A 25,405-nucleotide genomic window follows, 5' to 3' on the forward strand; every position below is an offset into this window, starting at 1 on the left:
ATGCCCAAACTGCCCCTTGAACAGGACACCTGTTCCATCTTCGGCTTTGACTGCCGGGAAATCCTGGACAACGCCCCTGTCGGCATTTTCATCACCACCCCCGGCGGCCGCTATGTCATGGCCAATCAAACTCTGGCCGACATGTACGGTTACGACTCGCCCCGGGCACTAATGGAGTCGGTTACCGATATAGCGGGGCAAATCTACGTTGCCCCGCGTGACCGTGATGCATTCAAACATCTTGTGGAACAACAAGACAGGATCACGAATTTCGAAAGTACCAGAATGCGCAGGGACGGGACCGTATTCTGGGTCTCCCTGAATGCACGCGCCGAGCGGGACGCACGAGGAAAGGTCAACCGATATCTTGGCTTTTCCACCGATATCACGGAACGCAAAAAACTGGAGCAAACCTTGCTCCAGGCAAACCAGTCGCTCAAGCAATCCAGCCGGATGGCGCGTGTCGGCGGATGGGAGTTGAACCTGGCCACGGGCGTGCTCCATTATTCCCCGATTACCAGAGAGATCCATGAAGTAGAGCCGGATTATGTTCCGAATTTGGAAAATGCACTTAACTTTTACAAGGAAGGTGAAAATCGTCAGAAGATTATCGAGGTCGTCTCCCGGTGCATGGAATCAGGTGACTCTTACGATGTGGAATTGCAGATCGTTACGGCCAAGGGAAATGACCGCTGGATCAGAACCATGGGCGAGGCTGATTTCCAGAACGGCCGATGCGTTCGGATTTTCGGAACCATTCAGGACATAACCGGGTGCAAGACGGCCCGGGAACAACTGCAGGCCAGCGAGGCCAGAAACAAGGCCCTGCTCAACGCTCTGCCCGACATGATCTTCCTGTTCAACCGCCAGGGCGTGTTTTTGGATTTTCATGCTTCCCACGGAAGCCTTTTATTTGACCCGGCAGATTTCCTAGGCCGTAATGCACATGAAGTTCTTCCGGCGGAAACAGCGGACCTGGTCGTGTTTCAAATCAACCGGATCGCGGCGCACGGAGAGTGTGACGCACTGGGATATGAGGCCGAGGTCAACGGCGAGATCCGGTATTTTGAAAGCCGGATGGTGACCTGCGGAGCTGATTTCCTGGCCATTGTCCGCGATCTGACGGACCTAACACGCTCGCAGGAGACTCTCAGAGATATTTCGCGACAGCTCGGCAAGATAACGGATAACACGACTGATCTGGTTGCGCTCACCGATTTGGAAGGGAATTTTAAGTACCTGAGTAAATCGCACCAACTCCTCGGGTACGACATAACTTCCATGATCGGCGAGAACATCCTTGATTTTGTACATCCGGAAGACAAGCCGAAAATCATCTCCTCCTTCGAGGATTTTCTGGCCGGTCGCGACGGCGCCCGAAAAGGTGAGCTCAGATACCTCTGTGCCGACGGAAGCCATCTTTGGCTGGAAACCGTCGGCAGCTTCATCCATGACGATTTGGGCGACCTTAAGGAAATCTTGTTTACCTCACGGGATGTCACCGAACGTAAAAAATATGAAAAGGCTTTGCTGCAGCGCAATGCTGAATTCAAGGCCGCTGAAAGGCTGGCCCGCATGGGCGCCTGGAAATATGATTCGGATAGTGATGTGTTCACCGGTTCCGAGACAGCGGCCGAAATCCTTGGCCTGAGGAGCGGAGGAAGTATTCCCTTTGATGAGGTACTGTCCTTTATCCATGAGGAAGACCGGAGCCTCATGGCCGATATTCGAGGCTGTGCGCCGCCATCTACACTATCCTTCGACTTTGATCTGCGCCTGGATATCCTGGGGAGCAAAAAATGGATCAGGGTTGTCGGAGCCAGAAACGACAATTCCGGTGATAATGCTGTTCTTGGCATGATCATGGACATCACGGAAAAAAAAGTTTCGGAAATCCAGCGAGATGAACAGCGAGAGCAGCTGATCCAGGCATCGAAAATGGCTTCCCTGGGCACCCTTGTGGCCGGAGTGGCCCATGAAATCAGCAACCCCAACAACCTAATCGTACTCAACGCGCCTATTCTGGAAAGAGTATGGAACGAATCCCTGCCGATTCTGGAGAAGCATGCTCACCACAAAAAGGACTTCGAGCTTGCCGGCACCCCTTTTTCCCAGATGCGCGATCATGTGCTGGAACTTTTCTCGGGAATACATGAAGGCAGCAGACGAATTACCAGAATTGTCACTGAGCTGAAGGACTTTGCGCGACAGTCGTCGTTGAACATGACTGAATTTGTGGACATCAACAATGTGGCCGAGTCGGCCTTGGCCCTGATCCGCAAGACCATCCACGCCCATACGGACAACTTCAGAATATTTCTTGAACCGGACCTGCCTTTGACCCTGGGGGACTCCCAGAAGCTGGAACAGGTCATGGTCAACCTGCTGATCAACGCCTGCCAGGCTTTAACGGACAAAACACAAGCCGTCGCCTTGGAGACGTTTTCCGTTGAAGAGGATAAAGCCGTTGGCTTTAAGGTTATCGATCAGGGAGAGGGTATTTCACCGGACATGCTGGACCGCATTCTTGATCCGTTCTACAGCACGCGGCATGGAGTTGGAGGAACAGGACTGGGCCTGTCCATTTCCTCGTCCATCATCCAGAACCACAAAGGGGCAATGCGCTTTCAATCTCATCCAGGCCAAGGCACGACGGTAACCGTTATTATTCCCTCTGCTTCTCCTGAGACCTTCTCGACTTGAGCTCGCAGTGAAGCTTACGGTAATCGTGAGTCCAAGTACTAAGAGCCCCATACTCGATTCACCTCAAGAACCAGCACCTTTCGGATAAAACACCGCAACCGTATCCGATAAGACACGACATGGATGAACAGACTTCAAAGCACCCGGTTTACATAGTCGACGACGACAAGGCTCTGACAAGAAGCTTTTACCTGACACTCAAGTCCTTCGGGTATCGCGACGTCAAAACCTTCGACAACGGGCGACAAGTCCTGGACCTACTTCCGGAACTGGAGCACGGAGTGCTTTTGCTGGACCTGTTCATGCCGGATGTTTCGGGAGAAGTGATTTTACAGCAGGCCCGGGATACGAACCCCGGAATCCAGGTGGTGGTGGTCACCGGAGTCGACGAAACCGATACCGCGGTCAGATGCATAAAGTCCGGAGCTTTCGACTACCTGGTCAAACCCGTGGACGCGGACAGGCTGATCACGACATTGCGCCGGGCCATGAGCCATGCCCTGATTTTACAGCAGAACCAGCGTCTCAGTCGAAAACTGCTCACAGGCGGACTGGATAGGCCTGACATCTTTCAAGACATTATCACCCGGAATCCGAAGATGACGGCTATCTTCAGCTATCTCGAGGTCGTCGCAACCATGTCTGATCCCGTGCTGATCACCGGAGAGACAGGCACCGGGAAGGACCTTCTGGCTCAGGCCGTTCACAGGGCAAGCGGCCGGACAGGCGCCTTCATCAGCCTGAATGCAGCCGGCCTGGACGACAATGTTTTCGCGGACACTCTTTTCGGTCACGTCAAGGGCGCTTTTACCGATGCCCGGGAACCCCGCAAAGGCTTGATCGAACAAGCGGAGAACGGGACATTGTTCCTGGATGAAATCGGCGACCTGAGTCCCTCTGCCCAGGTCAAACTGCTCAAGCTCATCCAGGACCATGTCTACTATTCTCTTGGTTCGGACATTCCCAAGGCAAGCAAAGCCAGAGTGATAGCAGCCACAAACCGGGACCTCGAGTCAAGCCGGAAGCTGGGACAGTTTCGGGAAGATCTTTTCTACAGGATCAACACATACCGACTGCACCTTCCTCCACTACGTGAACGTGGGGAGGATGTCCTTCTCCTGGTGGAACATTATCTTGCCGAGGCCTGTATCGAACTGCGCTTGGCGCGGGAACATGTCTCCCCGCGGTTGGCGGATTTGCTTCAAACCTATAATTTTCCGGGCAATGTCCGGGAATTGCGTTCCCTAATCTATGCCGCAATGGCAGGGGGCGGCATGTCTGTTCTGGAAGAAAAGCTCGCTGGACTCGCGGGCATTGCCTTGGAAAGCTGTACGAACTCGGTTGCGCTTCCAAGACCCGGTATTGATGATTGGCAATATCCAAATCCTCTTCCCAGTCTGGAACAGGCCTGTTCCAGACTGGTAGACCAAGCGCTGCGGACGGCGAACGGCAACCAGGCCAAAGCCGCGGCAATGCTCGGCATATCAAGACAAGCCCTGAACAAGCGAATCAGAAAGATCGCCTCATCCCGCTGACTTTCTCCGGTACCTCCTCACCTGACCCAGGTGCGGCTGATGCTCGCATCAAAATCTGCCCATCACCATTTACAGATTGTCAACCAAAGCTGACATCACGCCCTTGGCGTCAACTTTGGTTTCACGTCGTTCCGTTGTCAGGACAATGAAGATTCCTCATTGAGTCCCGCGCAACCATCGTTGACGCCAGTATTGGAACAAAGTTTTCGATCCTCAAAAAAAAACCATAAATTCAAGACTTGAATCAACAGCAGACATGGCATGCCCCCTGCACATGCAGCTTCATGCATAAAGACACGATTCTTGTTGTTGATGACGAGCCCAGATTTCGATTTTCCATAAAGTTCATCTTGAGCGGTCATGGATTCAATGTGCTGGAGGCAAATAACGGCGCAGATGCATTGGATATCCTGACTCACACAAGCAGCAACCATAAAAGAATCGATGTTCTTGTCACCGACATCAAAATGCCCCGCATGGATGGAATTGAATTAATCAAAATTATCACGAAACATCCAATTGATTACGGGATCATCGTCATGACGGCTTATGGCGAAAGCGAAACGATTTTGCGTCTGAAGGAAATAGATGTTCGCAATGTGATTCACAAGCCATTTGAAGCTCATCATTTGATTGCCTTGATCAACGCGACATTGCGAGGAAAGCCATGAAACAATGACGAGCGGATTCCCCAGCGAAGAGAGTAATGTGTTTCACAATGGTTAACTGTATCATACTGAGTTAACATAAGGAGATAATATGAAAAACATTCCCATCGGAATGAAGTTGATCGGCGGCTTTCTCACCCTGCTTGCCCTGGTCTGCGCCGGCTTGGGCTTTATCGCCTATGACCGGGCTTCGAAGGCGGCGCTCAGTCAGGTCCAGGAGAACATCCCCTTGATGGCCGAGGATGGGGCGAGGCTTGTAAGGAGCCGGCTTGATTCGTACCTTCAGGCCATGGAAGGGATCGCGAACAGGGAAGTCATCCGATCCATGGTCTGGGCGGAACAGCGACAGGCGCTTGAAAGAGAAACAGCCCGACTGGGCTATCTGGGCATGGGCATCATCGGTTCTGACGGACAAGTCAGATACCCTGACGGCACCACCGCTTCCCTGGCCGACCGCGACTATTTCAAGCAAGCCATGGCCGGGAAGTCCGTCTTCTCAGACGTGATCATCAGCCGCGTCACCAACCAGCCGGTCATGATCATCGCCACACCGATCAAGAATGACCGCGGGACCGTTTTGGGCGTGCTGATGGCCAGACTCGACGCTACATTGCTCAGTGAAATCACGGACAACATCAAGTACGGAAACACCGGCTATTCCTATATCATCGACAGCAAGGGCGCCCTGATCGCCCACGGCAACCGGCAGTTCGTTCTGGATCAGCGCAATTTCATCGAAGAGGCCAGGACGGATTCGCAGTACGCCCAGTTGGCGGCCATGTTCCAACGCATGACCCGCGGCGAGTCCGGGTTCGACGAATACCCTTTCATGGGATCGGATCGTTTTTTCGGATACGCACCCATTGCGAATACCGGCTGGTCCATTGCCGTGGGAGCCATGAAAGACGATGTATTTGAACAGATCTATGCGTTGCGCTGGGCCATCGGCATTGCTTCTCTGGTATTTTTCGGGTTGGGCATCGTGATTGCCCTTCTCGTCAGTCGGACTATCACCTCGCCGATCAACCGGCTGATGAATTATGCTGAATCCGTGGCGGCTGGCGATCTGCAGGCCAAATCAGGAATTGACCAGAAAGACGAAATCGGCAAGCTGAACATGAGCATTCAGAGCATGGTTCAGTCCTTGATTGAAAAAATGAAAGAGGCCGATCATCAATCGGAACTTGCCCGCCAGGAGACCCAAAAGGCGCAGATCGCCACGCAGGAAGCCGAGGAAGCACGGCGTCAAGCTGAAATGGCCAAGCGTGAAGGCATGCTCCAGGCCGCATCGAGCATCGAAGGCGTTGTCGAGAGAATGACCTCTGCATCTGAGGAATTGTCCGCCCAGGTGGAGGAGGCCAGCAGGGGAGCGGAAGAGCAGAAAAACCGCGCTGGAGAGACGGCCACGGCCATGGAAGAGATGAACGCCACAGTGCTGGAAGTGGCCAAGAACGCTTCCCATGCCGCGGAAGGATCGGACAAGGCGAGGGTGAAAGCCCAGGATGGATCGCAGATCGTTACTGAAGTGGTCACGGCCATTAATCAAGTGGAAACCCAGACCAAAACCATGAAAAGCTCCTTGAGCCAACTGGGCCAGCAGGCCGAGCAGATCGGCAAGATCATGAACGTGATCGAGGATATTGCTGATCAGACCAATCTTTTAGCCCTGAATGCGGCCATTGAAGCCGCCAGAGCCGGCGACGCGGGACGCGGGTTCGCCGTGGTGGCCGACGAAGTGCGCAAACTGGCCGAAAAGACCATGAACGCCACAAAGGAAGTGGGCGACGCCATCTCGGCTATTCAGGAGGGAACACGCAACAATATTCAAGGCATGGAACAGGCTGCCACCGCCGTCGGAGTGGCCACCAAGCTGGCCCACAAGTCTGGCGAAGCCCTGCTGGAGATCGTATCTCTGGTCGAGGAAGCAGCAGACCAGGTCCGGTCCATTGCCACGGCAGCCGAGGAACAATCCTCCGCCAGCGAGGAGATCAACCGCAGCGTGGAGGACATCAATCGGATATCCACGGAGACCAGTGAAGTTATGGATCAGTCAGCCCAGGCCATTTCCGAATTGGCTCAGCAGTCCGTGGAACTGCAGAATCTGGTGCAGCAGCTCAAGCAGAGTTAAAAAACTGGCCATATACATAAAACAAAAGCCCTCACGTGAGGGCTTTTGTTTTATGACCGAAAGAAGGATTTATATTTACTGAATGGAAGCATTCCCTTCCGCATTATTCGCCTGAACGACGTCCAGCAGTTCGATCTCAAAGACCAGGGTGGAGTTGGGTTGGATGATCGGACCGGCCTGTTGCTGCCCGTAGGCCATGTCCGGGGGGATGACGACTTCCCACTTTGAACCCTGGGGCATCATTTGCAGAATTTCGGTCCATCCGGGGATGACACCTTGCAGGGGAAAGGTGGCCGGCTCGCCGCGTTCCACCGAACTGTCGAAAACAGTTCCATCCACGAGAGTGCCTGTGTAATGCACTGTGACGATATCCTCGGCAGTGGGAGTTTCCCCGTCACCTTCGGTGATGACCCGGTACAAAATGCCGCTCTCCGTGGCTTGAACTCCTTCCTGCTCCTGGAACTCTTCCATGAACGCACGGCCTTCTTCGAGATTTTCGGATGACTGCCGCTGAATCATTTCCATCTGGCGCTGCATCAATTCCTGCTGCAGGACCATCAGCACCTCCTGCTGCTCCGCCTGGGTCATCAGCGGTTCGCCGCCCAGCCCCAATCCGTCGCGCAGGCCCTGTGCCAGTGCATCAGCGTCTACATCCAGGTCGCCTTGGGAAATATTCGTCCCGATATCCAGTCCGATGGCGTAACTCGTCTTCTGGACCGGAGTGTCCAGCTGTTGAACTGTCCGCGGCCCATTGCCGGCCTGCGGCGCCGATGCCGGCTGCTGGCCGCAGCCCAGGATCACCAGGCTCAGGCCGATGCTCAAACATGACGCGATGGTCATTGTGCGGAAACTCATAAGAACTCCTTATCCATGTGAGAAGGTTGACGTAAAATTTCATCATAGGGCACGAAAAAAAGGTTGTCCATGTACGGGAACATGTTGGGACGACCTGATCTGGCCAATAATTTTCGATTTCATCTCTGATTTGCAGCAGTTCCTGCCTCGCAAGCGTATAAAATTGTATCAACGAGTGTCAGCTTGCCATCCGACAATGCCTCAAAGCATCTATTCCGCTCGATGCGCACACTTTGTTCAGCCGACTTGAGATGACCAACTTCTCAAAAATACGACAATTATTGCAATAAACTACGGCTTTCCTTGAAATTTCAATTGACACACTTGTTTTTTTCATGGCAATAGCTCTTTTGGTCCATGAAGTGTCTTGAATATGGTAACGGCCCTTGCCCAAGACCGAATGCCTCGGCGAACTCTTTCGGACGCATCCGTTTCCGGTGAATCCGCACAAGACCTGATCTCGTCGGAAAAGATTTAAAATGGCCATGCAGTATTTTGTTTTTTATTGAACACCAATAACAACATCAACGTGGAGGAAATCAATGAGTGCAAAAAGTTGGATGAAGACCGTCACGGCCGCCTGCTTGCTGGTACTTGTTTGTTCCCCGGCTTGGGCGCAAAAGATCAAGATTGCCGTGGCCGCCCCCTTGACCGGCCCTGCTGCTTCGTATGGAGAAAACATCAAATCCGGCGTGGAGACCAAGGTCGAGGAAATCAACGCCGCCGGCGGCATCAATGGAACGATGGTCGAGGTGGCCTACTTCGATGAACTGTGCGAACCTCGTGAAGCTGCTGTTGTCGCTCCCCGCATTGTCGGCGACAGAGACATCGTCGGCGTAGTCGGCCATGTCTGCTCCTCCGCTCACTTGGCCGCGCTGCCCACGTACGTGCGCATGGGCATGCCCGTTATTTCCCCCACCGCCACCAATGTGACCATCAGCCAACAGAACAAGGACAACCAGGGCCGGGTCTGGTCCTTCCGCAACGTGTACCTGGACGATTACCAGGGAAAGTTTTTGGCCAATTATGTCAAGGATGTTCTTGGTCTTGAAAAGATCGCCGTGTTCTATGAAAACAACGACTACGGCATCGGCCTGAAGAACGCCTTCGTAACTGAGGCCAAAAATATCGGCTTGACCGTGGTCGGCGAGGAAGGATACGTAAAAGGCGCCACCGACTTCACTCCTCAACTGACCAGCCTGCGTCGCCATACTCCCGACGGACTGTTCATCTCCGGTTACTACAACGAAGGAGCCCTGATCGCCGCACAGGCCGCCAATTTGGGCATGGACGTTATCAAGTTCGGTGCTGACGGACTGGACAACGTAGACTACATCAACCTGGGCGGTGCAGCCGCGAACAACACCTACATGACGGTTCCCTTCCTGGCCGACGCCGCCCCGGAGCAGGCCCAGGACTTCATCAAGAAGTTCGAGGAAAAGTATCAGCGCGATCTGGACTGGATGAGCGCCAACGCCTATGACGCCGCCGGCAAATTCGCCGCAGCGGTGGCCGCCGTCGGTACGGACCGGACCGCGATCCGCGACTTCCTGGCCGGAATTAACTCCGAAGAGAATGCATATATCGGCATCACCGGAGCAACATACTTTAACGAAATCGGTGATCCCGAGAAAAGCGCTTTCGTAAAGATGGTCAAGGACGGCCAGTTCGTCGCCGCCCCGAAGCAGATGCAATAAGCTTTTCCTCCGTTATCACACCGAAACAGGCTGGGCCGCTCCCAGCCTGTTTCGGTTTCATGCAGTCCCCCTCACTTCCCGGCAGGAGATCCCCCCTTTGCTTGAACAACAACTCATCAACGGTTTGACCCTGGGCCTGATTTATGCCCTGATCGCCGTGGGCTATACCATGGTCTACGGCGTCATCCAGCTCATCAATTTCGCCCACGGTGAAATCTACATGCTCGGGGCCTTTTTTTGCGTGACCTTCATTACCATGGTCGGGCTGCCATTTTACGTGGCTATTTTGATGGCCGTGATCTGCTGCATGCTGTGCGGCATCCTGCTCGATATCATCGCCTATCGCCCCCTGCGCAAAGCCCCGCGTCTGGCCGCCCTGATCACGGCCATCGGCATGTCCATTTTTCTCCAGAACGTTGCCCTGATCATCTGGGGCAGCCGTTCCAGGCCCTTTCCCCAAATGGCCGTCCCCGATTATCTTAAAGAAAAAGCCTTGGTCATGGGCGACATCAGTCTGACATGGCTCCAGCTTTTCATTTTCGCCGTGGCCATCGTGATGATGATCGGCCTGTATCTGACCATCAACAAAACCCGCATCGGCACGGCCATGCGCGCCCTTGCCCAAAACAAGACCGCAGCGTCGTTGATGGGCATCAACGTTAATTACGTGATCTCCTTCACCTTCGCCCTTGGTTCGGCCATGGGAGCGGTGGCCGGAATCCTGGTTGCCGTGTACTACAACACACTTTATCCCACCATGGGCTACACCGCCGGGGTCAAGGCCTTTGCCGCGGCCGTGCTCGGTGGAATCGGTTCGGTGCCCGGCGCCATGATCGGCGGCGTGGTCCTCGGAGTGGCCGAAGCACTCGGCGCGGGCTATGTGTCCTCGCTCTACCGCGACGGCGTGGCCTATGCCGTGATGATCGCGGTGATCATCTTCCGTCCATCCGGAATCCTGGGACGCTCGGTGGTGGACAAGGCTTGACGTAATATGGGTATTTAAAAGCTCAGATTTGAAACTTGAAATTGAACAACAGGCGTCCCCTGCTGAAATCAGATAAACGCTCTCTAATCGGAACCAAAACGTGAATATCGGAAAATCACTTACCCTGCTGATCATCGCCGCGGTGTTGACCTATCCCCTGGTCCCGCAATCCAGCGACTACATCATCCATGTCATGACCCTGGCCATGGTCTACATGATTCTGGCCATGGGCCTGAACATCGTCCCGGGTTTTTGCGGTCTCCTGGACCTTGGCTATGTCGGCTTTTACGGCATTGGCGCTTATACCGCCGGACTTTTGACCATCCATTACGACCTTTCCTTCTGGGTCATCGTTCCCTTGGCCGCCCTCAACGGAGCCTTGTGGGGAGCCCTCCTCGGTGCTCCGACCTTGCGTTTGACCGGAGACTATTTCGCCATCGTCACTTTCGGATTTTCGGAGCTGGTTGTGCTCTTCCTGACCAATGAGATTTGGCTGACCCGAGGGCCATTGGGCCTGCCGGGTATCCAGCCCATCACCGTGAACCTGACCTGGCTGAACGAGGCCTGGTACTTTCAATTCTACGACAAGACCCCCAATTTCTACGTCGCGGCCCTGCTGGTCGGCCTCGTGTTCTTCATCATGCGCCGAATGGAGGATTCCCGCCTGGGCCGCGCCTGGTACGCCATTCGTGAAGACCCCCTGGCCGCGGCCAGCTGCGGGGTGAACATCCTTAACTACAAGGTCATCGCCTTTGCCATTTCCGCGGCCATCGGCGCGGTGGGCGGCTGTTTCTACGCCCGCTGGTCCATGTTCCTCTCACCGGACATGTTCAAATTCTGGGAGTCCTTCCTGGTGTTGTGCATGGTGGTGCTCGGCGGTCTGGGGAACATCAAGGGCGCCCTGATCGGCGCGGTGATCCTGGTCTGCCTGGGCGAGGTGCTGCGGGAAGTGCTGACATCATTCGGTCTCCCCCCGGAAACCCGGTTCATGGCCTACGGGCTGATCATGGTCCTGATCATGCGCTTCAAACCCGCGGGCTTTTTTCCGGCTATTGCTTCCAGCGGACGTTCCAATCCGCTGCTGCTGGATCTCCAGAAACGATATGTAAAACGCTCCGCGGTCAAGGAAGATCCCCGTGACTCCGTTGCTTAAGATCGACTCCATCACGAAACGCTTCGGCGGCATCATGGCCCTGGCCGACGTCTCCTTCAATGTTATCGAAGGAGAGATTCTCGGCCTGATCGGACCAAATGGAGCCGGGAAAACAACCATGTTCAACTGCATTGCAGGGGTTTACAAGCCCACGAGCGGGGATATTGTCTTTACAAAAGGCGATACGTCCCGACGCATCAACGGCTTCAAGCCCGAAAAAATGACTGAAATGGGAATTTCCCGGACTTTTCAGAACATCCGCCTGTTCAATGCCCTGACCGTCCTGGACAATGTTCGGATCGCCCGGCATTGCCGAACGAAATCCAACTTCTTCCGATCGGTGTTGCGCACACGATTCCAGAAAGACGAGGAAAGAGCCATCGTTGAAGACTCCATGTATTGGCTGGATTTCGTCGGCCTGGGACACCATGCTCTGGCCGATGCCAACAGCCTTTCCTACGGCGATCAGCGCCGTCTGGAAATTGCCCGCTCCCTGGCCACGGAACCGAAGCTGCTGCTGCTGGATGAACCGGCCGCGGGCATGAACCCCAAGGAAACCAGAATGCTCGTGGACCTGATTTATGCCATTCTGGATAAGGGAGTCTCGGTTATGCTCATCGAGCACGACATGAAGCTGGTGATGAGCATCTGCAAGCGACTGGTCGTGCTGGATCATGGTACATTGATCGCCGAAGGCGGTCCCAAGGATATCCGCGAGAATCCCCAGGTCATCGAGGCCTATCTCGGAAGGGGAGCCGCCCATGCTTGAGTTGCGCGACGTACAAGCCTATTATGGCAATATCCAGGCTCTCAAGGGAATCACCTTGAGCGTACAGGCTGGCGAGATCGTCACCCTGGTCGGATCCAACGGCGCTGGAAAATCCACGACGCTGATGACCATCTCTTCGGTGGTCGGAGTGCGGTCCGGGAGCATAACCTTCCAAGGCAGGGACATCACCAAGACAGCCACGGACAAGGTCGTGGCCATGGGCATTACCCAGGTGCCCGAGGGCAGAATGATTTTTCCGGCCCTGACGGTCCTGGAAAATCTGCGCATGGGCGGCTATCTGCGCAGGGACAAGAACGGTCTGAAGGAGGACGAGGAAAAAGCCTTCACGCTCTTTCCCATTCTCAAGGAGCGCCGCAAGCAGTACGGAGGAACCCTGTCCGGCGGCGAACAGCAGATGCTGGCCATTGCCAGAGCCCTGATGGCCCGGCCAAAGCTGCTGCTCCTGGATGAACCGTCCCTGGGTCTGGCGCCGATCATTGTGGAGAACATCTTCGACGTCATTGTCCAGATCAACAAGGAAGGCACCACGGTGCTCCTGGTGGAACAAAACGCCCAGATGGCCCTGCAAATCGCGCATCGCGGCTACGTTCTGGAAACCGGCATGGTCACCATGTCCGGAAAAGCCTCCGACCTCCTGGCCGATCCCAAAGTCCAGGCCGCTTATCTTGGAATGGATTGATCGCGTATGGCCTTTTTCAGCAACATCGTCCTCGTCAACGGAAATCAACACGAACTGCACATGATCGACTTCGGTGTCGGCGTGTCCACCGGTTCTACGTATGAAGTTAAACGGTTGGATTCTGACTATTTTAAGGAAAACTAGATTTCTACTCTACAAGGATATTTCATGAATCATGATTCAGATATTCCATTCGGTTTGACCTTCGACGATGTCCTTCTAGTTCCCAACTATTCGGAAATTCTGCCGGACAAGGCGGATGTGCGCACCCGGATCACTCCGGAAATCGAGCTGAACATCCCGCTGGTCAGCGCGGCCATGGACACGGTCACGGATGCCCGGATGGCCATTTCCATGGCCAGGGCCGGGGGTATGGGCATCATCCACAAGAACATGCCCATTGAGCGGCAGAAGCTTGAGGTGGAAAAGGTCAAGAAATCCGAGAGCGGTATGATCATTGATCCGGTGACCATCCATCCCGACGACAGCGTGGCCAAGGTTCTGGAAATGATGTCCGAATACCGCATTTCGGGATTACCTGTGGTGGAAAACGATCACCTCGTGGGCATCGTAACCAACCGCGACGTGCGATTTGTCACGGACATGCAGTCCAAAGCCCGGGAGATCATGACCAGCGAGAACCTGATCACCGTTCCCGTTGGCACAACCCTGGAGCAGGCCAAGGATCTGCTGCACCAGAACAGAATCGAAAAACTGCTGGTGGTGGATCACAACCAAAAACTGCGCGGACTGATCACCATCAAGGACATCGAAAAGGTCAAGAAATACCCTAACTCCTGCAAGGATTCCGTGGGCCGGTTACGCGTGGGATGCGCCGTGGGCGTGGGCGTGGACGGCGAGGCCAGGGTAGAGGCATTGATGCAGTCCGGCGCCGACCTGTTCGTTGTGGACTCAGCCCATGGCCATACCAGAAACATCCTGGACGCCGTGCGGGCGATCAAGGGCAGTTTTCCCCATTGCCAGCTCGTGGCAGGCAACGTGGCCACCTATGAGGGCGCCCGGGATCTGATCCGAGCCGGGGCGGACGCAGTCAAGGTGGGCATCGGACCGGGTTCCATCTGCACCACCCGGATCGTAGCCGGAGTCGGCGTGCCGCAGGTCACGGCCATTATGGAAGCGGTTCGGGCTTGTCGTGAGGCGGATAAATGCCTTGTCGCCGACGGCGGAATCAAGTTTTCCGGCGACGTGGTCAAGGCCATTGCCGCCGGCGGCGACTGCGTAATGATCGGCAGCCTGTTCGCCGGGACAGAAGAAAGCCCCGGCGAAACTATTCTCTACCAGGGCCGTTCCTATAAGATATACCGGGGAATGGGCTCCATCGACGCCATGCGAGAAGGCAGTTGCGACCGTTACTTCCAGGAAAAGTCTTCCAAGCTGGTACCTGAGGGCATAGTAGGCCGTGTGCCTTACAAAGGACCCGTCACCGAGAGCATCTACCAACTGGTGGGTGGTCTGCGTTCCGGCATGGGCTATCTTGGTTGCGCGGACTTGAAAGCCCTGCAGACCAATTCAAGATTCGTACGCATATCCCCGGCCGGTCTGCGGGAAAGCCACGTGCACGACGTGATCATCACCAAGGAAGCCCCCAACTACCGTGTGGAGAATTTTTCATAATGGAAACAGATAAAGTCATCATCCTCGATTACGGCTCTCAGTATACGCAACTTATCGCCCGCAGGATCCGCGAAGCCGGCGTCTACTCCGAAATACATCCCTGCACCATTACCTCCGAAGAACTCAAGGCTCTGAAACCGCAAGCCCTGATCCTCTCCGGCGGTCCGGCCAGCGTGACCAACCATGAAGCTCCGGCTCTGGACCCCCAAGTTCTGGACTGGGGGCTGCCCATCCTGGGGATCTGCTACGGCATGCAGCTGCTGGCTCACATCTGCGGTGGCGAAGTGGTACCGGCGCAGGACAGGGAGTACGGACGCGCCGAACTGTTCATCACCGAAGACTGTGCTCTGTGGGAGGGCTTGGTTGTCAAGGAAGGGATCAAGGTCTGGATGTCCCATGGAGACAAGGTTCTCGCTCCGCCTCCGGGCTTCATCGTCCTGGCCAGGACCAACCGGGTGGATGTCGCGGCCATGGCCGATCCTGCCCGAAAAATCTACGCCCTGCAGTTTCATCCCGAGGTGGCCCATACCGAGGACGGAGATCAGATCCTGCGCAATTTCCTGTTCCGGATCGCCGATCTCAATCCGAACTGGAACATGTCGTCCTTTCTGGAAGAACACCTGGCCAGGCTGCGCGAGGAAATCGGCGAAAACGAGCAAGTCATTTGCGCCCTCAGCGGCGGCGTCGATTCCACCGTGGTCGCGGTGATGCTGCATAAGGCCATCGGTCACCGACTGCACTGCGTCCTTGTGGACAACGGACTGTTGCGCCTGGGGGAAGGCGAGGAAATCGTGGCCTACCTGCGCCAGCATTTCGATCTGAACCTGCATTTTGTTCAGGCCCAGGATCTGTTTTTGTCCCGTCTCAAGGGCGTCGAGGATCCGGAAAAGAAACGCAAGATCATCGGGCACACCTTCATCGAGGTTTTCGAACAGGAAGCCAAGGCCCTCACCGGAATCAAATACCTGGCCCAGGGCACCCTTTATCCGGATGTCATAGAAAGCATCTCCTTCAAGGGTCCGTCCGCGGTCATCAAGAGCCACCACAACGTGGGCGGACTGCCCGAAAAGATGGATCTGGCCCTCATCGAGCCGCTTCGGGAGCTGTTCAAGGACGAAGTTCGCAAGGTGGCGGTGGAACTGGGCCTGCCGGACTTCATTGTCTGGCGCCATCCCTTCCCCGGACCAGCACTGGCCATCCGCATTCTGGGAGAGGTGACCCAGGAACGGCTGAACATCCTGCAGCAGGCGGACAAGATCGTGCACAACGAACTGATGGCCTCCGGCTGGTACTACAAGGTCTGGCAGGGATTCGCCGTGCTGCTGCCCCTGAAGACCGTGGGCGTGATGGGCGACGAGCGGACCTATGAACACGTCATCGCCCTGCGCATCGTGGACAGCATCGACGCCATGACCGCGGACTGGACCAGAGTACCTTCGGAAATCCTGGCCCTGATCTCCAATCGGATCATCAATGAAGTCAAAGGGGTGAACCGGGTGGTTCTGGACATTTCCTCCAAGCCGCCCAGCACCATCGAGTGGGAATAGGCTTGCATCCCAATCCCCGCGCATTCGAAATTCTTTTACACAATAGGACATATTGTTGATTGTTAGGACGGCATCATGTTCGGTATCGGTACAACGGAACTCATAATTATCCTGCTCGTGGCGCTGGTGGTTCTCGGACCGGCCAAACTGCCCGGCATCGCCCGCTCTCTTGGAAAAGCTCTGGGAGAATTCCGGCGCGTGACCACGGACGTTCAGCGCACCTTGAACCTGGAAGCAGCCAGGATCGAAGAGGATGAGCGCGAAAAAACCAAGAAGGCTTCTCCCAAGGAAACGGAAGAGCCCAAGCCGGCTGCGGCCAAGGCGCAGACGGATGCCTGCGTCCCGCCGCCTCAGTGCGTTGATCCTAGCCCCACTCACACTCGGGTGACTGACAAAGCGGACCCGACACCCGAGATCAAGCCAACTTCCGAAGCGCCAGCATCTCCCGTCGAACCTTCCATCCAGAAATCTCCCGCCCAGGCCCCCCTAGGCGCTAACGCCCCGAAAACGGCGGTTCCCGAAGACGCGGTCGCCAAGGATGAACAGAACCAGCCGAGCACAAAGGACCAGGCATGAGCGAAACTTCCCAGCAACAGGAGCAACCCGGGGAGTTGAAGGAAATGACGCTTATGGACCATCTGGGGGAACTGCGCACCCGGCTGGTTCGTTCGGCAATTGCCGCCTTGGTGGGCTTTCTGATCTGTTACGCCTTTTCCAAGCAACTCTTTGAATTAATGATGAAGCCGCTGCTCGAAGTCATGCCTCCGGACAGCAGCCTGATCTTCACGGCCCTGCCGGAGGCCTTTTTCACCTATGTAAAAGTCGCTTTCGTGGCCGGCCTGTTTTTGGTCAGCCCGTATATTTTTTATCAGATCTGGAAATTCATTGCTCCGGGTTTGTACGAGAGCGAACGCAAGTACATGATTCCAATCGCAGCGGTATCTGCTCTGTTTTTCGTCTCCGGAGCATTGTTCGGCTACTTCATCGTCTTTCCCTTCGGCTTTGAATTCTTCATGGGCTATGCCGACGAGATGATCAGGCCTATGCCGAGCCTGCGGGAATATTTCAGCTTTTCACTAAAACTGCTGCTGGCGTTCGGTTTTATATTCGAACTGCCCCTGTTCATCTTTTTTCTGGCCAGAATGGGCCTGGTCACTGCCGCTTCCTTGCGGAAGAAACGCAAGTACGCAATACTATTTGCTTTTGTTATAGCAGCGATCCTGACACCGCCGGACGGCATCACCCAGATCCTGATGTCCGGTCCGCTGATCATCCTCTATGAGTTCAGCATTTTCGTAGCCCTGTTTTTCGGCAAAAAACCCAAGGTCGCCCCGGAGGCTCAGGCATGAGCGTGCCCACGGGTTCAGTACGGAGCATGACGGGTTTCGGTTCAAGCCGCCTCCAGAATGAGGACGGAGTGCAATCCTGGGAAATCCGGACCATCAACTCCCGTTATCTGGAGATCAAATGGCGCATTCCGGGCTATTGCCGCCGCCTGGAAAACGGCTGGGAAAAAATCGTTCGCAGCTATCTCACACGGGGGCGGGTGGACATCAGTCTCGACGTCCGCCTCACCCAGCCCGACGCGGTCTGCCCGACCCTGGACATAACCCAGGCCAGGGGCATGCTGAACCAGATGCAGGAATTGGCAAAGCTGACCGACCTCCCATTTCAACCCGATCTCAACCAGCTCTTCCTGCATTCCGGGTTGTGGCGCGACCCCTCCGGCGATCTTTCCGAGAGACTGGTCGATTATATGAGTCAGGGACTGCACGCGGCTTTGAAAGATGTTCAACAGGCCCGTCTCCGCGAGGGTCAAACATTGAGCCGGGATATTCTATCACGCCTGGAACGAATGACCGATATCCTGGTCAAGATTCGTTCCCGGACCGCGGGACTCGTTCCGAAACGGATGGAACTCCTGCATGAGCGTATTGATGCTTTGATTCAGTCCTACAACGCTCACCGGGATGCAGGGCCTTTGGTCCTGGACGAACCACGAATGCTCCAGGAGCTTGCCCTCCTTTCAGACCGGCTGGACGTGAGCGAGGAACTCACCCGCCTGGCCATGCACCTGGAAGAGGCCCGGCGCATTCTGAACCATGTCGCCGATTCCGGCAGGCGGTTGGACTTTTTGTTTCAGGAATGTCTGCGGGAAATCTCCACCTGCGGCAACAAAACCCAGGATGCCGAAATCAGCCGCGATGTCGTGGCCTTCAAGGCCGAATTGGAAAAGTGTCGGGAACAGATTCAAAACCTTGAGTAATTGCCTCCGGGTATCGTCAGTACGCCAGAATCGTCATACAAAAGGTTCGAACAGGAATTTCATCATGTCCAAAACGAGTTTGTTGAACATTGGTTACGGCAACTTTGTGGTCAGTTCCAGGATCATCACCATCGTCAACCCTACTTCTTCCCCCATGCGCCGCCTTCGGGAAGAAGCCAAAACGGACAAGCGTCTCATCGACGCGACCCAGGGGCGCAAAACCCGGTCCATCGTCATCACGGATTCCAATCACGTCATTTTGTCCGCCATCCAGGCCGAAACCATCGGTCAACGTTATTCCCTACGCGACGAGAATGTGGACGAGGAGAAGTAGCATGTCCTCTGCACGGTCGGGACTGCTTCTGGTCATCAGCGCCCCCTCGGGTACGGGAAAAAGCACGCTGATCAAGCGGTTGCGCCAGGAATTTCCCCGGCTGGCCTTCTCTGTTTCCTATACTACCCGCCCTCCGCGGCCGGGAGAAGAAAACGGGCGGGACTATCATTTCGTTTCCAAAGAGCAATTTCACCAGCTGCAGGTCGACGGCAGCCTGGCCGAATGGGCTGAGGTTCATGGCAATCTCTATGGAACGTCGCAGCCAGCCGTCCAGGAAATGCTGAATAAGGGCAGCGACGTGCTTTTTGATATTGACGTCCAGGGGGCCCGTCAGTTGCGACAAGCCTTTGACTACGGCTCTTTCATCTTCCTTTTTCCGCCGTCCCGACAGGTTCTCGAGCAGCGTTTGCGCGGGCGCGGGACGGAAGACTCCCGGTCCCTGAATCAAAGACTGGCCAATGCGCGCCGAGAACTGGAGCAAGCGGAACTTTTCGACACCTGGATCATCAACGACGACCTGGAACAGGCATACCGGGATCTGCGCAGCGTCTATCTGGCCGAAGGCCTCCGCAGTCGATACAACGGCGAATTGATGGCGCACATTCTGTCAACCTGGACGGAAAGCAAGCTTGGGAGTTCAAGCGATGGCTGAACTGATTGTTGCCCTGGATACGCCGGATCTGGACTCCGCGCTGGAACTCGTGGATCAGCTTCGACCTCGCGTGCAATGGTTCAAGATCGGTCTGGAACTGTTTTCCGCGCATGGCCCGCGGGCCGTGGAAGTCTTGCGGGAAAGAGAATGCAAAATCTTTCTGGATCTGAAATACCTCGATATTCCGAACACAGTCCGCTCCGCCACCCGGATTGCCTCCGGTCTGGGCGTGAACATGCTCACCGTGCACCTGTCTGGGGGCCAACGAATGATTCAAGCCGCCTTGGACGGGTGCCTGGAAGGATCGACATCTTCTCAACTCGTTCCCATGGTTTTAGGCGTGACCATGCTCACCAGTCTGGATCAGCCGGATGTCGCCTGGATGGACAACAACCGGACTCCTTCGGAACTCGCCGAAATTCTTGCAGAGCAGGGACGAACGTGGGGCATTCAGGGCGTGGTCTGCTCGGTTTTGGAGGCATCACGAATCAAAAAGCTTTGGCCCTCCTGCCTGTGCATCACGCCAGGCATCCGTAACCATAACACCTCAACCTCCTCGCCTCCTGATGATCAGTCCCGCATCGCCACTCCCGCGACGGCGGTGGCGGCAGGAGCAGATTTTCTGGTCGTCGGTCGTCCCATCACCAAAGCGGTTAATCCGGCGCAGTCCGCGGCGGATATGTTGGTCTCCATAGCAAAAGGATAAGGAGCCATACCCATGACGAAAACATCGGCAATCCCGGAAGATAAAAAAAACATCGTCAAAGACCGCATCAAGGGAGTATTTTCCACGCAAGTATTGACCAAAGTCGGTACGGGCACGACATTGCGCAAAACCATCCAGAAAAGTTATTGGTTTGCAAATGAACTTGAGGATGGAGCGATTGAAGTCCAACCGCTGAACGTAAATTATGTGCCTTCGGGACCGAAGAACACGTTGGGCAAAGATGAATTCCTGGATAAATTTTCTCCGGAACCGGAATTTTACACCGTTACGGTCATGCCGAAGATACGTGAAATGGAAAAGTCCGTTGCCCGCGGCGATCGGCACCGTAAACGCGGGGAATCGTTCAGCGCGGAATTCGAATACAACAATGCCGTTAAAGTGGACGAAGAAAACGTTCGCGCCAACTTCGGGCTGGGATTGACCTATTTGGAGCGAGGAGAAAAGGACAAAGCACAGGATATCTTTGACCGCCTGGTCAAGATCCAGGCGGCATACGAGCCTGAACACAAGCACCTGTTCAACGATTTCGGCATCAGTCTGCGTAAAAACAAGATGATCGACCAGGCAATTGTCTACTACGATCAGGCTCTGAGCCTCTCCCAGAATGATGAAAACCTCTACTACAATATTGCCCGAGTCTACCTGGAAAGCCAGAACATACCCAAGACCATCGAGATGCTTAAAAAAGCCCTCGAAATCAATCCGGAAATGCCTGAAGCCACCAAGTTCTTGGATTTTCTGAAAAACAAGGGTCTTGTGTCTCAAGACAGTTAATTCTCTTCGACTTTCATCACCCTGAAAATCGCTTAATGTGCTGGCACTATTTCGTCTGGCTTTATTAAGTTGATTACGTCATCCGAGTAACGGCTGATCCTGGGATTTTCTTCAGAAAGTTAATCCCAAGAGCAATTTTCCGATTAAAGATCACGTGCCGTGAGAAAGCACGTTCCACTCAATCTCAATCCAAAACCTCCTTTTTGGGTGATCAAGTATCACTTCGACTTCATTTTATTTCTATATGAATAATTTGCCTCATTTTTCTGATAAGTCATGGAAATTTCGCTCCACATTGCCTGGGGATGAACAAGTGCGCGTATTATCCGGCGAGCTGGACGTTTCTCCTCTCGTAGTGCGTCTGCTCTGGACCCGGGGACTTCGTTCCACAACGGAAATGGATCTCTTTCTTTCTCCCCGGATTCGGGATCTGGCGCATCCTGACCAATGGCACGGTTTGACAAATGCCGCCAAAACCATTTCCCAGGCCTTGGCATCCGGACAAAAGCCGGTCGTCTGGGGGGACTACGACGTGGACGGCATAACCGGCACTGCTTTGCTGCTGCTTTTTTTTCGTGCCCGGGGCATTTTTTCGGAGCATTACATTCCGAGCCGCCAAACAGAGGGCTACGGATTGAATTGCTCCGGCATAGAAGCGTTGGCTTCCAGGGACATTAAACTGTTGATCACGGTGGACTGCGGCATCAGCCACATCAAGGAGGTGGTCAGGGCCAAGGAACTGGGCATGACGGTTGTCATTTCCGACCACCATCTGCCAGGACCGGAACTTCCTCCGGCAGACGCAATCATGAATCCCAAGATCGGAGAATGTCCATGTTCCACTCTGGCAGGAGTAGGCGTGGCGTTTTTTCTCGCCGCCGTCCTGAACAGGATGCTCCCCGGCGAGCATTTGGACATGCGTCAGTTTCTGGATCTTGTTGCTCTGGGCACTATTGCCGACATTGTCGAACTGACCGGGCAGAATCGTATCCTGGCCAAGAACGGACTGACTGTTCTCAAGGACGGGTTGCGTCCGGGAATTTTTGCGCTGAAGGAAGTCTGCGGATACAAGCCCAGCGCCGTATTGGACGAGGACCGGGTCGGCTTCGGCCTGGCGCCCCGGATTAATGCGGCTGGCAGGCTGGGGAAGGCGGAAACCGCGCTGCGTCTGCTGTTGACCGAGGATCTGAACGAGGCCAGGGAGCTGGCCAAGGAACTGGATGGATTCAACGTCGAGCGCCGGGGCATCGGCAGGGAAATCCAGGATGAAGCCCTGCGCATGGCCTTGGAACAGCAAGGTCGTTTCGGTCTGGTGCTCCATGCGCCTCACTGGCACGAGGGAGTGATCGGAATCATCGCTTCCAAAGTGGCCGAAACGCACTATCGGCCGACGATTATCCTTACGGACGACGAATCCGGGGCACTGAAGGGATCGGGTCGAAGCATTCCGGAGTTTTCCCTATATGACGGTCTTCAGGCCTGCGAACATCTTCTGTTGGGTTTTGGGGGACACAGCCAAGCCGCGGGCTTGCGCCTGCACAAGGAAAACCTGGATCTGTTCCGGGATGCATTCAACGCCGTAGTGGCCCGGAAGCTGAACAATACGCCGCCCAAGCCCACCCTGATCCTGGACGCTCCCCTGAGCTTCGGGGAAATTGATTACGACCTGCTCAAGGAGCTCGAACTGCTGGCCCCCTTCGGAGCGGACAACCCCAAGCCTCTGTTCATCTCCCCTCAGGTGGTGGTGCGTAAACGCAAACCCGTGGGTGTGGATCACGTATTCCTGGATCTGCGCGACGAAATCGCCGGTGTGACCATGCGTGCCAAGGCCTGGAACCAAGCCAAGGCCTTGCCGCAAAGCATCACCGGGAAAAGCGTGTATTTGGCATATACACCCAAATTCAACGAATTCAACGGCGTCACAAGCATTGAATTGGCGCTACAGGACTGGTCGCTGCAGGGATGAGACGTGTCTGACGGCATGCCCTAATGAATATTTACTACCATTTGAGTCATTACATCAGCCATCGTAATGCCGGCATGGACTACATTGTCGGACTGAAAAATCTTGGCTTGAATCTGGTTCATGACATTAATGATGCGGATGTGATCATTCTTCATGACGACCCGTTAAATTATTCCAATGTACTTCGTTTAGTTTCCAAATCCCGGTACCGAAAAATTATTGCCTACAGCGTATGGGAGACGGAAGACCTACCGCTACAATACCTTGAACCACTGAGACTGGTGGACGAAATCTGGACTTGCACACCGTTTTCCGCAACGGCTTTTCTGAAACATTTTGAGAAGGTGCGGGTGCTGGAACACGTCGTATCTCGTGTTGAGCCAAGCATTGATGATCTGATGCGAATCACGTCGAGAATCGGTCATCATGAAGATGGTTTTTATTTCTATTCCATTGTCGATTCGGTCAACCCGAGAAAAAACCTGCGTTCCCTGCTGGATGTCTTTGCCAAAAATTTTCATTCCCACAAGAACGTCCATCTCGTCGTCAAGCAATACCGGCACGCTGTTGATCTCGCCTCATTGCCGCAGGTCATCAGCATAGACAAAGATTTGAGTCCGGGCGAATTGTCGGCACTGCATAGGTTTTGTGACTGCTACATAAGTCTGCATCATGCGGAGGCGTGGGGTCTGACCATTTCCGATGCGATGTTTTTTGGAAATCCGGTCATTGCCACAGGATATTCCGGAAACATGCATTATATGAGTGAAGCGAATTCTTATCCAGTGAATCACTTCCTGGATCATGTCCATGAGGAGATGTGCCGGCGCATTCCCCTCTACAGGCCGGAAATGAAGTGGGCCTATCCTGATCTCCGGCATGCCGGTTACCTGATGAAAAAATTATCCCGCGACAAAAAAAATCCGAAACTGCGGAACGCGATCAAGGACATGTCAGCTTTCGGACTGACGGAAATTACACATAAAATGCGATCTCTCCTTGAGCTACCATGATCACTTGATGAGCGACATCAAGTGATCATGGCTGTCCAATTGGCGGCTACTTCAAGGCCGCCTCGCGTTCCAAAAGAGTGGGATGGGAGTAGTGGAAGGCGCTGTAAAGAGGGTGGGGTGTCAGGTTGGAGAGGTTTTTTTCGCTCAATTTGCGCAGGGAACTGATCATGGGCCTGGGACCTCCGACATGATCCCGAGCGAAGCGATCCGCCTGGTATTCATGAGTGCGTGAGAGACGGTTCATAAGCGGGGACAGCCAGAACGTAATAAATCCGGCAAGCAGAGCGAACAGCAGAAAAGCGGGAGCATAGCCGCTATCCGCAAAAGAAAAACCAAAAGCTTCGACAAACGCCGGAGTATTCAACAGCCACGCCAGTACGGCAAACGCCGCCAGTCCGAATACTGCCGAAAGAATCAGCATTTTCGGCACATGCCCTTTCTTGTAATGCCCGATCTCATGGGCCAGCACGGCTTCCAGCTCGTCCTCCGTGAGCTGTTCGATCAGAGTGTCGAACAGCACGATCCTGCGAAACCGCCCGAACCCGGTAAAAAAAGCATTGGAATGTCCTGAGCGCTTGCTGCCGTCCATGACCTGGATGGTCCTGGCCTTGAAACCGGTGCGTTCAGCCAGGTTCATCAATCGATCCCGGAGCTCTCCATCGGGCAATGGGGACAACTTGTTGAACCATGGCAGGATCAGCATGGGATAGAGTATCATCATCAGGAGCTGAAAAACGAAGAATACCGTAAAGGCCCAAAACCACCAGTAATTCCCGATCCAGTCGATTAGGAACAAAATCAACGCCAGTAGCGGCAAGGCTATGGCCACACTGATGATCGTCGCCTTGATCCGGTCGCTGATCCACAACGCGACAGTGCTTTTATTGAAGCCGAATCGTTCTTCAAGAATGAACTGGGCGTAATAATCCAGCGGCAGTCCCGGCAGCGAAAGCAGAAAAAATACCAGGATTAGAAATAATCCCTCGAGCCATACGGATGCATCCGGAACACCGACCATCCAGCCGTACAGCCATGGCAGCACTCCGGACAACAAAACGAGGACCAGCAGCAACGCGCCGAAAACTTCGCTGAAGAGACTGAAATGTCCTTTGGCCAGGGTATACTGCACGGATTTCTCATAGGTCTGCTCATCCATCACTTCCCGCAAAGCTTCCGGTGGAGCATGACGCCTGCGATTAACTTCGCGCATGTTCAGAGTGAGCAGAAAGCATTCCCAGACTACTTTTGCCGCAAGGGCCGAAAATACGATGACGAGGATGAGTGTTTGCATGAAGTAT

The 25,405-nt window shown here is 54.6% G+C and carries 22 protein-coding genes; 20 read left to right on the forward strand and 2 right to left on the reverse strand.

Translation table 11 applies throughout. The annotated features are described in order from the left end of the window. From BLP93_RS06080 to BLP93_RS06095, 4 genes are all read left to right on the forward strand, one after another. Positions 1-2,703 (forward strand): PAS domain S-box protein, encoded by a 2,703-nt coding sequence (locus tag BLP93_RS06080; RefSeq protein ID WP_092118614.1) that lies wholly within the window; start codon positions 1-3, stop codon positions 2,701-2,703. A gap of 119 nt (positions 2,704-2,822) precedes the next feature. After that, positions 2,823-4,238: a sigma-54-dependent transcriptional regulator gene (locus BLP93_RS06085; protein WP_092118617.1), complete on the forward strand. Its 1,416-nt coding sequence runs from the start codon at positions 2,823-2,825 to the stop codon at positions 4,236-4,238. Between the two features lie 284 nt (positions 4,239-4,522). Next, positions 4,523-4,909, forward strand: a complete 387-nt coding sequence (locus BLP93_RS06090; protein ID WP_092118620.1) for a response regulator — start codon at positions 4,523-4,525, stop codon at positions 4,907-4,909. A gap of 88 nt (positions 4,910-4,997) precedes the next feature. Next, complete coding sequence (locus BLP93_RS06095) at positions 4,998-7,034, forward strand: methyl-accepting chemotaxis protein (protein WP_092118623.1); 2,037 nt, start codon at positions 4,998-5,000, stop codon at positions 7,032-7,034. Between the two features lie 75 nt (positions 7,035-7,109). Here BLP93_RS06095 and bamJ read toward each other — a convergent pair whose 3' ends face one another. Further along, positions 7,110-7,889, reverse strand: a complete 780-nt coding sequence (gene bamJ, locus BLP93_RS06100) for a BamJ family beta-barrel-assembly machinery protein (RefSeq protein ID WP_208596578.1) — start codon at positions 7,887-7,889, stop codon at positions 7,110-7,112. 542 nt (positions 7,890-8,431) lie between these two features. On the opposite strand from bamJ, the gene BLP93_RS06105 reads away from it, so the two are divergent. The 16 genes from BLP93_RS06105 (at position 8,432) to BLP93_RS06180 (ending at position 24,107) form a co-directional block, all read left to right on the forward strand. Then, entirely contained in the window at positions 8,432-9,586 is a 1,155-nt protein-coding gene (locus BLP93_RS06105; protein ID WP_092118626.1) for an ABC transporter substrate-binding protein, read from the forward strand. Between the two features lie 97 nt (positions 9,587-9,683). Continuing rightward, positions 9,684-10,571, forward strand: a complete 888-nt coding sequence (locus tag BLP93_RS06110) for a branched-chain amino acid ABC transporter permease (RefSeq protein ID WP_092118629.1) — start codon at positions 9,684-9,686, stop codon at positions 10,569-10,571. 100 nt (positions 10,572-10,671) lie between these two features. Continuing rightward, entirely contained in the window at positions 10,672-11,724 is a 1,053-nt protein-coding gene (locus tag BLP93_RS06115) for a branched-chain amino acid ABC transporter permease (RefSeq protein WP_244148661.1), read from the forward strand. 34 nt (positions 11,725-11,758) lie between these two features. Continuing rightward, on the forward strand, positions 11,759-12,493 hold the full coding sequence (locus BLP93_RS06120; RefSeq protein ID WP_425248220.1) for an ABC transporter ATP-binding protein: 735 nt from the start codon (positions 11,759-11,761) through the stop codon (positions 12,491-12,493). Then, the gene (locus BLP93_RS06125; protein WP_092118635.1) at positions 12,486-13,193 is read left to right on the forward strand and encodes an ABC transporter ATP-binding protein; all 708 of its coding nucleotides are present in this window, start codon (positions 12,486-12,488) and stop codon (positions 13,191-13,193) included. The genes BLP93_RS06120 and BLP93_RS06125 overlap by 8 nt, the downstream gene beginning before the upstream one ends. Positions 13,194-13,361: 168 nt before the next feature. Beyond that, the gene (gene guaB, locus BLP93_RS06130; RefSeq protein WP_092118640.1) at positions 13,362-14,828 is read left to right on the forward strand and encodes an IMP dehydrogenase; all 1,467 of its coding nucleotides are present in this window, start codon (positions 13,362-13,364) and stop codon (positions 14,826-14,828) included. Continuing rightward, positions 14,828-16,375: a glutamine-hydrolyzing GMP synthase gene (guaA, locus tag BLP93_RS06135; protein ID WP_092118643.1), complete on the forward strand. Its 1,548-nt coding sequence runs from the start codon at positions 14,828-14,830 to the stop codon at positions 16,373-16,375. The genes guaB and guaA overlap by 1 nt, the downstream gene beginning before the upstream one ends. Before the next feature lie 75 nt (positions 16,376-16,450). After that, positions 16,451-16,951: a Sec-independent protein translocase protein TatB gene (gene tatB, locus BLP93_RS06140; protein WP_092118647.1), complete on the forward strand. Its 501-nt coding sequence runs from the start codon at positions 16,451-16,453 to the stop codon at positions 16,949-16,951. Positions 16,952-16,995: 44 nt separating this feature from the next. Next, positions 16,996-17,724, forward strand: a complete 729-nt coding sequence (tatC, locus tag BLP93_RS06145) for a twin-arginine translocase subunit TatC (protein ID WP_092119002.1) — start codon at positions 16,996-16,998, stop codon at positions 17,722-17,724. Beyond that, positions 17,721-18,641, forward strand: coding sequence for a YicC/YloC family endoribonuclease (locus BLP93_RS06150; RefSeq protein WP_092118650.1), 921 nt, complete (start codon positions 17,721-17,723; stop codon positions 18,639-18,641). The genes tatC and BLP93_RS06150 overlap by 4 nt, the downstream gene beginning before the upstream one ends. 64 nt (positions 18,642-18,705) lie before the next feature. After that, the gene (locus BLP93_RS06155; RefSeq protein WP_092118652.1) at positions 18,706-18,975 is read left to right on the forward strand and encodes a DUF370 domain-containing protein; all 270 of its coding nucleotides are present in this window, start codon (positions 18,706-18,708) and stop codon (positions 18,973-18,975) included. A 1-nt stretch (position 18,976) separates the two neighbouring features. Further along, on the forward strand, positions 18,977-19,627 hold the full coding sequence (gene gmk / locus BLP93_RS06160; protein ID WP_092118655.1) for a guanylate kinase: 651 nt from the start codon (positions 18,977-18,979) through the stop codon (positions 19,625-19,627). Beyond that, a complete protein-coding gene (pyrF, locus tag BLP93_RS06165; protein ID WP_092118658.1) occupies positions 19,620-20,333 on the forward strand; it encodes an orotidine-5'-phosphate decarboxylase in 714 nt (237 codons plus the stop codon). Before gmk ends, pyrF begins: the two co-directional genes overlap by 8 nt. Positions 20,334-20,345: 12 nt before the next feature. Next, positions 20,346-21,128, forward strand: coding sequence for a tetratricopeptide repeat protein (locus BLP93_RS06170; RefSeq protein WP_092118662.1), 783 nt, complete (start codon positions 20,346-20,348; stop codon positions 21,126-21,128). Between the two features lie 313 nt (positions 21,129-21,441). Continuing rightward, positions 21,442-23,094 carry a single-stranded-DNA-specific exonuclease RecJ gene (gene recJ / locus BLP93_RS06175; RefSeq protein WP_244148663.1) on the forward strand — a complete coding sequence of 551 codons (1,653 nt, stop codon included), beginning with the start codon at positions 21,442-21,444 and terminating at the stop codon, positions 23,092-23,094. A gap of 23 nt (positions 23,095-23,117) precedes the next feature. After that, positions 23,118-24,107 (forward strand): glycosyltransferase, encoded by a 990-nt coding sequence (locus BLP93_RS06180; RefSeq protein WP_092118668.1) that lies wholly within the window; start codon positions 23,118-23,120, stop codon positions 24,105-24,107. Positions 24,108-24,153: 46 nt separating this feature from the next. Here the strand turns inward: BLP93_RS06180 and BLP93_RS06185 are convergent, their stop codons facing one another. Then, the gene (locus BLP93_RS06185) at positions 24,154-25,398 is read right to left on the reverse strand and encodes a M48 family metallopeptidase (protein WP_092119005.1); all 1,245 of its coding nucleotides are present in this window, start codon (positions 25,396-25,398) and stop codon (positions 24,154-24,156) included. Positions 25,399-25,405 lie beyond the last annotated feature (7 nt).

It is taken from the genome of Desulfonatronum thiosulfatophilum, from assembly GCF_900104215.1.
Taxonomy (GTDB): domain Bacteria; phylum Desulfobacterota; class Desulfovibrionia; order Desulfovibrionales; family Desulfonatronaceae; genus Desulfonatronum; species Desulfonatronum thiosulfatophilum.

What these genes read in the sequence shown, in the direction of transcription:
- BLP93_RS06080 (WP_092118614.1), top strand. Translation starts at nt 1, where the DNA reads ATGCCCAAACTGCCCCTTGAACAGGACACCTGTTCCATCTTCGGCTTT.
- guaB (WP_092118640.1), top strand. Translation starts at nt 13,362, where the DNA reads ATGAATCATGATTCAGATATTCCATTCGGTTTGACCTTCGACGATGTC.
- BLP93_RS06170 (WP_092118662.1), top strand. Translation starts at nt 20,346, where the DNA reads ATGACGAAAACATCGGCAATCCCGGAAGATAAAAAAAACATCGTCAAA.
- BLP93_RS06120 (WP_425248220.1), top strand. Translation starts at nt 11,759, where the DNA reads ATGGCCCTGGCCGACGTCTCCTTCAATGTTATCGAAGGAGAGATTCTC.
- guaA (WP_092118643.1), top strand. Translation starts at nt 14,828, where the DNA reads ATGGAAACAGATAAAGTCATCATCCTCGATTACGGCTCTCAGTATACG.
- BLP93_RS06095 (WP_092118623.1), top strand. Translation starts at nt 4,998, where the DNA reads ATGAAAAACATTCCCATCGGAATGAAGTTGATCGGCGGCTTTCTCACC.
- BLP93_RS06150 (WP_092118650.1), top strand. Translation starts at nt 17,721, where the DNA reads ATGAGCGTGCCCACGGGTTCAGTACGGAGCATGACGGGTTTCGGTTCA.
- BLP93_RS06185 (WP_092119005.1), bottom strand. Translation starts at nt 25,398, where the DNA reads ATGCAAACACTCATCCTCGTCATCGTATTTTCGGCCCTTGCGGCAAAA.
- gmk (WP_092118655.1), top strand. Translation starts at nt 18,977, where the DNA reads ATGTCCTCTGCACGGTCGGGACTGCTTCTGGTCATCAGCGCCCCCTCG.
- BLP93_RS06125 (WP_092118635.1), top strand. Translation starts at nt 12,486, where the DNA reads ATGCTTGAGTTGCGCGACGTACAAGCCTATTATGGCAATATCCAGGCT.
- BLP93_RS06180 (WP_092118668.1), top strand. Translation starts at nt 23,118, where the DNA reads ATGAATATTTACTACCATTTGAGTCATTACATCAGCCATCGTAATGCC.
- BLP93_RS06090 (WP_092118620.1), top strand. Translation starts at nt 4,523, where the DNA reads ATGCATAAAGACACGATTCTTGTTGTTGATGACGAGCCCAGATTTCGA.
- tatB (WP_092118647.1), top strand. Translation starts at nt 16,451, where the DNA reads ATGTTCGGTATCGGTACAACGGAACTCATAATTATCCTGCTCGTGGCG.
- BLP93_RS06155 (WP_092118652.1), top strand. Translation starts at nt 18,706, where the DNA reads ATGTCCAAAACGAGTTTGTTGAACATTGGTTACGGCAACTTTGTGGTC.
- pyrF (WP_092118658.1), top strand. Translation starts at nt 19,620, where the DNA reads ATGGCTGAACTGATTGTTGCCCTGGATACGCCGGATCTGGACTCCGCG.
- BLP93_RS06085 (WP_092118617.1), top strand. Translation starts at nt 2,823, where the DNA reads ATGGATGAACAGACTTCAAAGCACCCGGTTTACATAGTCGACGACGAC.
- bamJ (WP_208596578.1), bottom strand. Translation starts at nt 7,889, where the DNA reads ATGAGTTTCCGCACAATGACCATCGCGTCATGTTTGAGCATCGGCCTG.
- tatC (WP_092119002.1), top strand. Translation starts at nt 16,996, where the DNA reads ATGACGCTTATGGACCATCTGGGGGAACTGCGCACCCGGCTGGTTCGT.
- BLP93_RS06105 (WP_092118626.1), top strand. Translation starts at nt 8,432, where the DNA reads ATGAGTGCAAAAAGTTGGATGAAGACCGTCACGGCCGCCTGCTTGCTG.